This is a genomic window from Sorangium sp. So ce321 (genome assembly GCF_051530195.1).
GTDB lineage: Bacteria > Myxococcota_A > Polyangia > Polyangiales > Polyangiaceae > Sorangium.
In genome coordinates this window covers 10,253,382-10,265,664 of the sequence record NZ_CP150329.1, presented here as the reverse complement: position 1 = coordinate 10,265,664, position 12,283 = coordinate 10,253,382, and the positions used below count along the sequence as shown (strand labels likewise).

General features: G+C 72.8%; 11 protein-coding genes. 5 read left to right on the top strand and 6 right to left on the bottom strand.

Translation table 11 applies throughout. The features are described from left to right. Positions 1-59: 59 nt before the first annotated feature. The 4 genes from WME89_RS37945 (at position 60) to WME89_RS37930 (ending at position 4,517) form a co-directional block, all read left to right on the top strand. Entirely contained in the window at positions 60-722 is a 663-nt protein-coding gene (locus WME89_RS37945) for a glutathione S-transferase family protein (protein ID WP_438004485.1), read from the top strand. Between the two features lie 87 nt (positions 723-809). Further along, positions 810-2,216 carry an amidohydrolase family protein gene (locus WME89_RS37940; RefSeq protein WP_438004484.1) on the top strand — a complete coding sequence of 469 codons (1,407 nt, stop codon included), beginning with the start codon at positions 810-812 and terminating at the stop codon, positions 2,214-2,216. Positions 2,217-2,301: 85 nt separating this feature from the next. Further along, on the top strand, positions 2,302-2,928 hold the full coding sequence (locus WME89_RS37935; protein ID WP_438004483.1) for a hypothetical protein: 627 nt from the start codon (positions 2,302-2,304) through the stop codon (positions 2,926-2,928). Between the two features lie 443 nt (positions 2,929-3,371). Further along, on the top strand, positions 3,372-4,517 hold the full coding sequence (locus WME89_RS37930; RefSeq protein ID WP_438004482.1) for a cytochrome P450: 1,146 nt from the start codon (positions 3,372-3,374) through the stop codon (positions 4,515-4,517). Between the two features lie 71 nt (positions 4,518-4,588). Here the strand turns inward: WME89_RS37930 and WME89_RS37925 are convergent, their stop codons facing one another. The 6 genes from WME89_RS37925 to WME89_RS37900 are packed head-to-tail and all read right to left on the bottom strand — an operon-like array spanning position 4,589 to position 11,374. Next, the gene (locus tag WME89_RS37925) at positions 4,589-5,623 is read right to left on the bottom strand and encodes a hypothetical protein (protein ID WP_438004481.1); all 1,035 of its coding nucleotides are present in this window, start codon (positions 5,621-5,623) and stop codon (positions 4,589-4,591) included. Beyond that, on the bottom strand, positions 5,601-7,181 hold the full coding sequence (locus WME89_RS37920; RefSeq protein WP_438004480.1) for a protein kinase domain-containing protein: 1,581 nt from the start codon (positions 7,179-7,181) through the stop codon (positions 5,601-5,603). The genes WME89_RS37925 and WME89_RS37920 overlap by 23 nt, the downstream gene beginning before the upstream one ends. A 4-nt stretch (positions 7,182-7,185) precedes the next feature. Beyond that, positions 7,186-7,335 (bottom strand): hypothetical protein, encoded by a 150-nt coding sequence (locus WME89_RS37915; RefSeq protein ID WP_438004479.1) that lies wholly within the window; start codon positions 7,333-7,335, stop codon positions 7,186-7,188. Positions 7,336-7,366: 31 nt separating this feature from the next. Next, positions 7,367-8,404: a TOMM precursor leader peptide-binding protein gene (locus WME89_RS37910; RefSeq protein WP_438004478.1), complete on the bottom strand. Its 1,038-nt coding sequence runs from the start codon at positions 8,402-8,404 to the stop codon at positions 7,367-7,369. Between the two features lie 22 nt (positions 8,405-8,426). Then, positions 8,427-9,209, bottom strand: coding sequence for a SagB/ThcOx family dehydrogenase (locus WME89_RS37905; RefSeq protein WP_438004477.1), 783 nt, complete (start codon positions 9,207-9,209; stop codon positions 8,427-8,429). 11 nt (positions 9,210-9,220) lie between these two features. Beyond that, positions 9,221-11,374 carry a TOMM precursor leader peptide-binding protein gene (locus tag WME89_RS37900; protein WP_438004476.1) on the bottom strand — a complete coding sequence of 718 codons (2,154 nt, stop codon included), beginning with the start codon at positions 11,372-11,374 and terminating at the stop codon, positions 9,221-9,223. 228 nt (positions 11,375-11,602) lie between these two features. Here WME89_RS37900 and WME89_RS37895 point away from each other — a divergent pair, with 228 nt between their 5' ends. After that, positions 11,603-11,782, top strand: a complete 180-nt coding sequence (locus WME89_RS37895; RefSeq protein ID WP_438004475.1) for a hypothetical protein — start codon at positions 11,603-11,605, stop codon at positions 11,780-11,782. The last annotated feature ends 501 nt before the right edge of the window (positions 11,783-12,283 follow it).

Here is a 12,283-nt window from a genome sequence, read left to right as displayed (position 1 = left end):
ATACGTCGGGCGTGGCGCCGATTGAGGACGTGAACGGCGAAGACAAGAAGGAGGTTTCCATGAAGGTCTATGGCATGCCGGAGAGCACGTGTACCCAGAAGGTCTTGACCGTCCTCGCCGAGAAGGAGCACGAGGCCGAGCTCGTCGAGGTGAACGTGCTGAAGGGCGAGGACAAGACCCTCCCCGAGCACCTGGCGCGGCACCCGTTCGGGGAGATCCCCGTGCTCGAGGACGACGGGTTTCTCCTCTACGAGTCGAGGGCGATCATCCGTTACCTCGATCAGCGCCTCCCCGGCCGCTCGCTCACGCCGAGCGACCTCCGGGAGTGGGCGCGGATGGAGCAATGGATCAGCTCCGAGCAATCGTATTTCAGCGGGCCCGCCTATGACGTGATCCGGAGCGGGCCTGTCTACAACCTCGTCTGGAGCAGCCCTGGCGCGGTGTACTTCCCCCCGCCGCCCGACGAGCCGATGCTGCAGAAGGCCAAGAAGGACGTGGCCCTGGCGTTCGATGTCATGGGCAGGACGCTCGCGACCCAGCCGTACCTGGCCGGCGGGACGTTCTCGCTCGCGGACATCACGCACATGCCGTACATCAATTACCTGATCGCCTCCGGCGGCGGCGACTTCGTGTCGAGCCGGCCCAGCGTGGCGGCCTGGTGGGAGCGCGTCACCTCGCGCCCGTCGTGGCGCAAGGTCGGGAAGGTGCTGGGACAGCCCTGAGCGATTGATCACGCCCTCTTCCTTTGCCTGCTTCATGGACTCGGCGCCGGCGCCGGCGCGCCGTCGCAACCGGAAAGGAGCTCTCACATGGAACATGTCGACACGCTCATCGTGCACGCACACGCGTTGACCATGCGCGGCGACGGCGTGGGGTACATAGGCGACGGAGCGGTCGCGATCCAGGGCGGGCGCATCGCGGCGGTCGGCGCGACGGCGGAGCTCTCGGCGCGGTTCAGCGCCCGGGAGCGCATCGACGCGACCGGCCACGCCATGCTCCCGGGGTTCATCAACGCGCACCTGCACTCGCCGGTCAACGTGATCCGCGGCGTGGCGCAGGACGTGGACCACTGGCTGGAGAAGGCGTACTGGATCTACTACAAGTACGTCGATGACGCGGACGCGGTGGCCCGCTCGCGCTTCACCCTCCTCGAGGGGATCAAGTCGGGGATAACCACCTTCCTCGATCACGTCGCGCCCTTCCCCGGCTGGCCGCAGGCGTACGCGGCCGCCGGCGTCCGCGGCCGCCTCGCCGCGTCGATCAGCGCGCTCGGCATGGACGCGAAGCTCGACGGGCTCTATCCGCTCGATCCGCAGGCGGGCAAGGGCATCGACGAGGCGGTCGCGTTCGCGCGCGAGTGGAACGGCGCGGCGGAGGGGCGCATCTCCGTGCTGCTCGGGCCGGTCGCGCCGGACATCGTGCTCCGGGAGCACCTGCTCGAGATCAAGCGCGCCGCCGATCGCGAGGGCCTCATGATCCACATGCACGTGGCCCAGGGAGACCGGGAGATCGCGCAGATGCTCGCGCGCTACGGCAAGCGGACCCCGGAGTACCTCGATGAGCTCGGCTATCTGGACGAACAGCTGATGGCCGTCCACCTCACCGAGGCGACGCAGGAGGAGGTGCAGCTCATGGCCCGCCGCGGCGTCCGCATGATGCTCTGCTCGAGCGCCATCGGCCTCATCGACGGCATCGTGCCGCCGGCGCTCGCCTTCAAGGAGGCGGGCGGCATGGTGGCCCTCGGCTCGGACAACAGCGCGTGCTCGATGTTCAACGAGATGCGGCTCACGGCGCTGTTCAACAAGATCGCCCGGCGCGATCCGAAGGTGATGCCGCCCTGGGAGGTGCTGCGCATGACGACCATCGAGAGCGCGCGGGCGATCGGCCTCGGGGACCAGATCGGGTCGCTCGACGTGGGCAAGCAGGCCGACCTCATCCTCATCGACCTCCGCGAGCCGAGCCTCTCTCCGGTGCTCGACGCCCCGGTGCGGAACATCGTGCCGAATCTGGTCTACAACGCGCGCGGCACCGAGGTGAAGACCGTGATCGTCGCGGGGCGGATGGTGATGCGCGACGGAGAGGTGCTCACGATGGACGAGCGCGCGGTGCTCGAGGAGGCGCAGGCCGCGGCCGACGCCATCGCGCGCCACGTCGCGTCCGACCCGGACCGCGACGCGCTCGCGCTCGTGTCGGCCACGAGGAGCGGCAAGCTGTGACCCGAGGAGGGCGCGGCGCCGCGGTGACGGCGTCGCGCCGGGGAGACGTGACATGGTGAAGGCGCGGCAAGCCAGCATCGCAGACATGGATGGGATCATGCGGGTCGAGGAGGACTGGCCCGAGCACCAGCGCGCGAGCCGGGAGACGATGCTCGTCCGGCTCGAGAAATTCCCCCAGGGCTTCTGGGTCTTCGAGCAGGAAGGCGAGATCATCGGCACGCTCACGAGCTGCCCGACGAGGTACGAGCGGGGAGGGCGCAAGGGCTGGAAGAGCTGGGACGAGGTCACGAATCAAGGCAACCTGCCGGACATCGACATGGCCAGCGCGAACGCCCTCTACCTCGTGTCGGGCACGCTCCGGCGGGAGGCGCGCGGGGCCCGGACGTACGCGCTCCTGATCGAGACGCCGGTCCGGCTGGCGGAGGAGCTCGGCCTCGATTACGTCGTCGCCGGCGCCAAGATCCCCGGCTACGACGCCTATTGCCGGAGGCACGGCGAGGTGGACGCGCGGGATTACGCGTTCCTGCAGCTGAACGGGTGCCTCATCGATCCGTTCCTCGAGGTGTACAGGGGGTACGGCTTCGCGGTGCCCGACAGGGACCATGTCGTCAGCGACTTCTACCCCGACGGCCCGAGCCGCAACTATGGCGCGATCGTCGTGCGAGAGCTGAAGCGCGCGGGCAGCGGCGGCAGGGCGACCGAGGGACGCTGACCCGCGGCGTGCGCTGCGACGCACGCGCGGGATACCGCGGCGACGTGCGGTGACGTGCGGACTTTCCGGATGTCCGCGCGCGCCGCACGTCTCATGTCGTCCACGCTCGCGCGAGACCGCGCGAGAGGGCCTGGCAGGCCAGCACAGCGCCGAGACGCTGCCCTACATCGACAGAAGTCAGGGCACCACTACGTGGCGCTGCGCGGTGCTGCGTGGAGCTGCGTGGCGCTGCGTGGAGCTGGGAGCGCCGCACCGGCGTCATGCCTGCATCCCGGGGCGCCACGACAGCTCACTCTCCGGGCGGGCCTCCCGCCGGGATGCTACGATACACGATCCCCTCTACCCACAGGAGTCGGTCCACGATGGCAGTCCACAGCACTGTGCCAAGATACGACCTTCTCAGTCCTGACTTCTTTGCCAATCCGCACCCGACATTCCAGCGCATGCGGGCCGAGGATCCCGTTTACTGGGACCCACAGCTCAACGTCTACTGCCTGACCCGCTATGACGACGTGCAGCTCATCACGAGGGATCCGCGCTTCTCCGCGGAGCGCGTCGACTATTACATCAACGGCGCCCCCGCAGCCCTCCGGGAGAAGCTGAAGCGCTACGACGAGTTCATATCCCACTGGATGGTGCTCGCCGACCCGCCCAGGCACACCCGGCTGCGCAGCCTCGTGGCCAAGGGGTTCACTCCACAGGTGGTCGAGGGGCTGCGCCCGCTGGTGCAGCGGGTCGCGAACGAGATGATCGACGCGGTGCGGGCCGACGGGCGCATGGATATCGTCCGCGATCTCGCCTATCCGCTGCCCGGCGTCGTCATCGGGAAGCTGCTGAGGATCTCGCCGGAGGACACGCGGCGGCTGAAGGGGTGGTCCGACGGCATCTTCACGCTGCTCGGGGCGCCGTCGCCGGACGAGGAGATCGTCGACAGGGGCCATCAGGGGGTCCTCGGGTTCGAGGAGTACCTCCGCGAGCTCGTGGAGGAGCGGCGAGCGCGCCCGGGCGATGACATCGTCAGCAATCTCCTGCTCGCGGAGGAGCAGGGCAGCATGCTCAGCGACGCCGAGCTCGTGTCGACCTGCGCGCTCCTGATCGCGAGCGGCCACGAGACGACGACCCACCTCATCGGCAACGGCGCCCTGGCCCTGATCAGCAACCCTGACCAGCTGCAGAAGCTCCGGGGGAGCCCGGAGCTCATCGACAAGGCGGTGGAGGAGGTCCTGCGCTACAACGGCGCGGCCTACCAATCCTCGCGCCGCGCCCGCGAGGACGTCGAGATCCGCGGCGTGCGCATCGAGGCAGGGCAGATCGCGTTCGGCTTTCTCCACGCGGCGAACCGGGACCCGGCCCGCTTTCCGGATCCGGACCGGCTGGACATCCTGCGCAAGGACAACCGCCACGTCGCGTTCGGCGGCGGCATCCATTTCTGCCTGGGCGCCCAGATGGCCCGCGTCCAGGCCCAGGTCGTGCTCAACACGATCGTCCAGCGGCTGCCGGATCTCGCGATCGCCGCGCCCCACCTGGAGTGGATCCAGAGCTTCCTCGTCCGCGGCCTCCGCGCGCTCCCGGTGACCTTCTCCGCCTGAGCGCGGGGCTGCCGCCGCCGCGCGCGCTCCGCCACCCACCGCCGGCAGCCGCGCGCGCCCGCGGCTGCTCGTCAGAAGCGGCCCTGGAGCTCCAGCCCGCCGCCGGCGAGCCCTACCGCGGGCGTGACAACGATCCGCGCCGCCGCGGGCTCGTCGCCGCCGAGCGACGTCACGAACAGCGCGACGCCGGCCGCGAGCCCGATCCCGCCGACGACGAAGCCCACGTTGGAGAGCGCGGCGGCGCGCCCGGCGTCGTCGACCAGCGCCACGCCCTGCGCGTCGCAGAGCGTCCTGGTCCGGCAGTGCTCGTCCTGGGCCCGGTTCCACCGCGAGCTGGCGACGAGCCCGAAGATCGAGCCCGTCACGACGCCGGCGACGCCGACGCCGCCCGCCACGAAGGAGAGGGTGCGCCGGGTGCCCGCGCCGCCGTCCCCGGCCGGCGCGGGCGGCGCGGCGGGCCCCGGCTCGGCCGCCCCGCCAGGCTGCGGCGGGGCCGCCGCGGCGGCCGCGGCGGGGTCGTCCTCGAGCGGCGGGACCTCCACCGTGACGACCTTGCCGGGGCCGGCGGTCTGCGCCTCCACCGAGAACGGCTTCTTGCCGGGCGCGGTCGCCTCGACGCGGTGCTGGCCCGGGTCGACCGGGAGCGCCGCGCCCCACGCGCCCGCGTCGAGGACCGCGCCGTTGCGCCGCACGACGAGCCCGTCGGCCAGCGCGCTCACCGCGATGGAGAGGCGCTCGAGCTTCGGCTCCAGATCGGCCGCGCGGCGCGTCGCCTTCGCCTCGCGGTCGGCCTGGCCAGCCCGGCTCGCCATGTCCGCCGCCTCGCGGAACGCGGCCCAGGCGCTCGCGCTCCGGCCGAGCCGCTCGAGGCAGTCCGCGAGGTTCCACTGGGTGCCGTAGCCCGGATCGAGCCGCTGGCTCGCCGCGAACTTGGGGCACGCCTCGGCGAGCTTGCCCTTGGCGACGAGCTCGCGCCCCTCGCGGAAGAGCGCCTCGGCCGCGGCCGCCTGATCCGCCGACGGCTCCGCGCGGGCGACGGCGGCGGAGAGCGACAGGAGCGCGGCGACACACCACGCCGCGCGGCTATTTCCTCGATGTCTCGTCATCGTCGTTCCTCGGGGGCCTGGAGGGCGGCCTGACGGCGGACGGCCGCGGCGCGGGCGGGCGCGCGACGACCCGCGCCGACGTCGACGCGGCGGGAGGCGCGGCCGGCGCGCTCGCGGAAGGCGAGGGCGGCGCCTCGGGCGTCGCGGTGGCGGGCGCCGGCGCGTCGGCGCGCGGCAGCTCGGCCTCGACCTCGTCGCGCGGGGCCGGCCTGACCTCGGCGCCCGCGGACGGCGGCGGCGGCTCGGCCTCGTCGCGCGGGGGCGGCGCCGGCTCGGCCGAGGAAGCCGCCGGCGGCGACCCGCCGCGCACCGCGAAGTAGACGCCGACGCCGCCCGCGACAGCGGCGGCCAGCACGCCGCCGACGAGCAGGGCGACGGGCGGGCGCGACGCCGGCCGGTCGGGGCGGCTCGACAGCCCCACGCTCGTGGCGGGCGCGGTGCCCGACAGCGCGTGCGGCCCGGTCGTCGCGCGCGAGGGGCGCGCAGCGGCGAACGGCGCGTCGAGCGGCGGCCCCGACCCGCGCGCCAGGCCCGAGCCGGTGTCGAAGGCCGCGCCCGGGCCGCGCGGCGGGCCCGAGGCGGCGTGGAACGACGGCGCGCTCGGCCCGCGCGCCGCGCCGTGGGCGCCGTCGAGCGGCGCGAACGACGCGCGCGACGCCCGCGCGGCGGCGTCGAGCGGCACGAGCATCGCGTCGACGATCGCCTCGCCGTTCGGCAGGAACGCCCGCAGCGCGGCCGCGAGCTCGGCGGCGCTCGCGGTGCGGCCGGCCGGATCGATGACCAGCGCCCGGTGCACCACGTGGGCGACCTCCGGCGGCACCCACGGCGCGACCTCCTGGAGCCAGCGCACGGGCGTCGTGCAGATGGCCAGGACGAGCTCTCCGAGGCCGGTCAGGTGCTGGTTGGGCCGCTGCCCCGAGAGCGCGTGGTACAGGCTGATCCCGAGCGACCAGATGTCCGAGCGCGCGTCGACGGCGCCGCTGCCGCGCGCCTGCTCGGGCGACATGTAGAGCGGCGAGCCGAGCAGCGCGCCGCTCTTGGTCATCCCGCCGTTGCCGAGGCTGTTGTCGGCCACCTTGGCGACGCCGAAGTCGAGCAGCTTGATCACGCGCTGGCCGCCCTGCTTCCGCGCGAGGAAGAGGTTCGCCGGCTTGATGTCGCGGTGGACGATGCCGGCCTCGTGCGCGCGCTCGAGCCCGAGGCACGCCTGCAGGCCGACGCGGAGCGCGAGATCGACGGGCAGCGGGCCGAGCCGCTCGATGAGGGCCTGCACGTCCTCGCCCTCGAGGAACTCCATCGCGATGTACGGCGCGCCGGTCTCGCGGTCGCGCCCGGTGTCGAACACCTGCGCGATGTGCTCCGACTCGACCGCGCCGACCGCGCGCGCCTCGCGCTGGAAGCGGCGGACGAGGTCGTCGTCCGCGGCCTGGCCGAGGATGACCTTCACCGCGACGCGGCGGCCGGTGCCCGTGTGCCGCGCCTCGTAGACGGCGCCCATGCCGCCCTGGCCGAGCAGCCGGTGGATCGCGTAGCGGTCGTCGAGGGTCCGGCCGATCATGGCGTCAGCTCCGGACCCCGGCGGCGGCCGCGTCGGCGGCCCGATCGCGCGGCGCGCCCTGGAGGCTGGCGAGCCGCGCGGCCGCGCGGAGGCCCGGCGGCGCGGCGAGCGCGGCGGCGCTCCGCGAGGCGGCTTGGAGGCGGGCCCTCTTCACGGCCGCAGGCTAGAGCACCTCCGAGCCGGCGTCACCCCTCGCCGCACACGCTGCACCAGGGCAGCCTCACCAGCGTGTGGTACGACGTCTCGAGCGTCGAGAGGTCCTGGAGCAGCACCCGGCCGCCGAGCCTCGACGGCGTGTACTCCGAGAGCACCTTGAGGGCCTCCATCGCCGCGAGGTGGCCGAGCATCTGCGCCATCGCGCCCGCGTGCGGCGGCGGCCCCGCCGGCGAGCGCGTCGCGAGCGGCGGGTTGAGCGCGTCGGCCGCGGCGCAGACCCGGCACGCCGTCTTCCCCGGGAACACGAGCGGGCCGAGGACGGCCGCCGTCCCCGCGAGGTGCGCGAAGAGCGAGGCGACCCGCGCGCGATGGCCGAACCGCGCGACGCGCGAGAGGAGCGCTGCGTCGTCGCCGCGCGCCGCCGCGACGACGAGGTGAGGGCGCCCCTCGGGCGAGAGGAGGTCCCCCGCGTCGAGCGCGGCGCCGGGGCTCTCGTCTACCCGGCACCGCGGCGCGCGCTCGCGGATCAACGCCGCCACGGCGCCCCGGCGGGGCGCGCCGAGCGCCGCCTCGCCGCGCTCCCGGAGCACGGCGACGTCGCGCGGGCCGACCGCGCCGTCGTCGATCAGGCGGAGCGCGGAGATCCCCGCCTCGGCGAGCGCGAGGGCCGCCGCGGCGCCCCAGGGCTCGAGGCCCACGACGAGCACGCGCGCGCTCGCCAGCCGCTGCGCCGCCTGCGGCGGTGCCGCCGACCACCTGCGGAGGAACTCGACCTGCCCGCGGAGGCGCTCGCGATCCGCGGGCTCCGCCGCGCCGGGCGCCGGCTCGATCAGCCTGCGCGTCTCCAGCAGGTCGAGGAGCGCGGTCACGCTCTGCCGCGAGTAGTCGGCGAGCGCCTCGACGATCGCCTCCCGGTCGCGCGACCCGTCGAGCAGCGGCGCCATCCGCTCGAGGAACGCGCCCACGTCTGCGCCGGTGAGCTGGAAGGTGCCGAGATCGGACCGGAGGATGACCCCTGCGTCCGTGGGCGTGATGCTGGCCGAGCGGCTGAGTCGAATGCTGGGCATGGTGCTCTCCGATGCTCCCTGTTCAGCCGCGCTGGGGCCGGGTCTGGCCCTCTGTCGGCCCGGGTTGACCGATGCAGACGACGTACATGGCGTCCTCCTCGGCCGGGAGCGCCAGGAAGGCCTTGAGCTCGTCGTCGTAGAAGCCGCCGATCGCCACCGGGCCGAGGCCCATGGCGGTCGCGACGAGGTAAAGGTTCTGGCCGAGGTGCCCTGCGTCGAGCCACAGGAAGCGATAGCCGCGCTGGCCGTACTTCCACATGGTGCGGAGCGGGACCGCCGTGATGATGACAACGACGTTGGTGTTCAGGACCATGTCCTGCGCCAGGGTCAGATCCGCGAGCGCGGCGTGCGCGAGGCCTCCCCGGCGGAGCTCGAGCTCGTGCGCGCGCGCGTCGTAGTGGTAGAGGCCGTCCGGAAGGTCCTCCACGGCCTGCGTCGCCACATAGATCTCGAGCGGGTACCGGCCGCCGGCCGAGGGGGTCGGGCGATCGCAGGTCCACTCTGCATCGATCTTGCGCGCGCCCCGGACGCCGTAGCTCGCGTGGAGGAGCCGCCCGAGCGTCTCCAGGGGCATCGCCCCGAGGGCGAAATCGCGGATCGACCGGCGCCGCTCCAGCACCTCGCCGAGCGGGGCGTCGATCGCGAAATCGCGTCCTGGCAGCGCCGTGCGCTCCGACCCTACGTAGGTGCGGAACTGGAGCGGCTGGGTGTCCGCGTCGAACGGCGGCTCCAGCGGCCGCGATCTCACGTGAGCGGACTGGAGATGATAGAGCCGCGCGATGTCCGCCTCAATGCTCCTTGCCATGGTGTCCTCTCTCAGGCCATCGGATGGGGGTCAGGGTTGATCCCGTGGGGCGCCAGCGCGTGGAGGCGCGGGTTGCCGAGCCGCGCGACCGCGTGGCCGAAATGGATCTGCTGGAAGTCGGGCCCGATGGCCCGGACGACGCGGAAGGGGGTCGCCGCGAGGTCGGGGGACGTCACGTCGACGATCGCGAGGCGGAGCCCCGCGGCGCTCACGCGGCGCGTGAGCGCGGAGAGCGAGATCTCCTCGGGCTCCTCGAGCTGCGAGGCGGTCACCGTGCCGCCCTCGCCGAGGAACGCGAAGGCGCCGGCGCGGCTCGGGGGGACGTAGTAGACCGCGTGATCCTCGAGCGAGCGCACGTCCTCCGGGCGCTCGGGGATGTCGAGCGCCTCGCCGGTCATGAGGCGGAAGACGTAAGTCCCTATCTGGCCCTGCTCCAGGATGGCTTTCCTGATGGCGGTGCGAGGGCTCAGGTGGGCGGCGAGCGACACCACGGCGCCGGGCCAGCGCTTGCCGTCGCCGTAGCCCACGCACATGACGGCGGGGACGGCGACGCCCGCGTCGAGGAGATACAGCTCGATCCGGGCGCCGCGCCCCTCGAGCTGCCGGGCGATCTCGCGCACCTCGGGATCGACCGAGTCGTCGGGCAGGATACGCCGACCGGGCCGGCGGGCCAGCCAGGAGATCGTGAAGGCGTCGCGCTCGATGAGCTCGAGGGCAGCCCCGAGCGACGCGCCGGCGATCGTCGCGCCGGCGGCGAGGCCGTTCGAGGTCACCTGGCAGAAATAGGCCTCTTTCGGCGCGCAGTAGTTGTAATAGGTCGGAAGCGCCGGGACGTACACGGGCGCGCGGGTGTCCATCCAGCGCCCGAGGGCCCACTCGATCGGCGTGCTCGGGTCGAGCCGCGGGTACGGGAACCCGGGGCGGGCGTACTGCGCCTCGTCGTACAGACAGAGGCGCTCCGGAGCGATGAAGTCGCCCTTCATTTCGGCGACCGAGGAGCGGAGGAGCTCCGCTTTCCGGAAGAGCCCGGAGGAGTAGCGCTCGACCGCCTCGCCCACCGCCCTGACGAGCGCCTCGACGGCCGTGATGCCCTTGCCGGTGCCGAGCTGGGGCTCGTCGCAGCGGTGAGCGTCTCCTGCGCCCTCGGTGTACTTGCTGAGCAGCGCGGTGGCGGTGCGCGGCGCCTCGGGGGCGAACGCCGGGCTCGTCGCGTCGAGCTGGAGATGCTGGACGATGCCCGCGCGCGCGTCGACGATGCCGGCCAGGAGCCGGCGGAGCTCCGCGGGATCGCCCGCGTCGCGCAGGCGCGCGGGCCGGCACGCCGGCGCCGTCCCGCGGCGCAGGGCCTCGGCGGCGCCGCCGCAGACAGGGCACCAGGGCATCTGCAGGACGGCGTGGGAAGAGACCTCCGCGTTGACGACGTTCTGCACCAGGAACCGCCCCGCGAGGCGCGACGCGCGCCGGCGCACGAGCAGCTCGACGGCCGCGAGGGCGACGGCGTGGCCCAGGAACGCCGGCACCGGCGCGAGGTAGGTGCGCGCACGACGCCCCGGGCGTTCGGCGAGGAGCGCCGCCTGGACGGCGTGATCGGCCTCGGCGCGCCGGCTGGTCGCGAGCCTCCGGAGACGGTAGCAGTTCCAGCACGCGGTCTCGCCAGGCACGACGACCGGGCCGATCACCGCGTCGAGCCCGTCGAGGTGGGCGCTCAGCGAGAGGATGGAGTGCGCGTGGGCGAAGCGGGCGACGCCCTGGAGGACGAGGAGATCGTCGCCCGGCACGCAGGCGACGATCAGATCCCAGCCCGTGTCCTCCTCGGCGAGGGGGCGGTCCGCGGCGGCGCGCAGCGTCCCCGACGTGACCGCGCACCCGGGCGCGATCCGCGAGAGCGCGGCGGACAGGGCGTCGGCGCGCTCCTCGCCGAGATCCGCCTCGCAGAAGGGGCCGAGATCGTCCGCCGTCACCTGCCGATCGTCGACCGCGCGCAGCGCGCCGACGCCCGCCGACGCGAGCTGCGCGGCCGCTACCGCCCCCCACGGCTCGAGCCCAACCACGAGGACGCGCGACCGCGCGAGCGCCTCGCGCGCCTCCTCCGGTTCTGGCCGGGGCGGGGCGGTCCTGTCGAGCGGTGAAGCGGCGGCCGATGAGCTGGGCAGTTGCGTGGACACGCGAGCTCTCCAGGAAGGATGAGCGCGGTGAGGCCTCGACCTGCGCCGCGCTACCCTTCGGCAAAGAGTTTTGAACCTGTTGAAAATCGATGCGGCGACAAGCGAAGGCGGGGAGAGCCCGGCGACTGGTCGGCGAGGCGGCCTGGGGGGATCGACCGCGCTCGGAGATATGCAGTATTCCTTGCGCGATCGCCCTGGGCTCGCGCCGTCCGCGACGCTCGTCGGATCGTGCCTAACCGCAGCGGCAACGGCAGCGGCAACGGCAGCTACAGCTACAGCTGCAACTACAGCTACAGCTACAGCTACAGCTGCAACTACAGCTACAGCTGCAACTACAGCTACAGCTACAGCTACAGCTGCAACTACAGCTACAGCTACAGCTACAGTTGCAACTACAGCTGCAGTTGAAGTTGACCGGAGTCGTTGATGCCATCGCCTCCAATCTCTCGTCCAGCTCATTGACGGCGTTGCGGATCTCCGTCACCGCCACATCCAGGTCCTTCGGCTTATCATTCGCGTTGCTCGAATCACTCATGGCAAAGCCTCCCACAAGTAGATGGGGCACGCAAAGAGTGTTCGTCAATCGATGCTTCCTGGATGACGGGCGGAATGCGCCGATGCGATCTCCGCGGTCCGCTCCTTCTTCGGGTTGGCGCGTCGCTTTCACCTTCTTCACCGTCCTCGTACGACTCCACCGCTGCCCGTCGGCGGGCCCAGCGCGCGCCCGGGGCGCGCGGCGGCCGCCGTCGATAAATCGCCTCCCTTGCACCGCGCCGCGCGAGGCGAAGAAACCTGGACAAGCTGGCGCGTCGCGTGCGCCCGCCGCGCCGTGAATACACCTTGATTCATCGCCTTTTTGCGCAGCCTCCCGTCCCCGCGAGCGACTCGCCCTCTGGCGCTCGGCGCTGG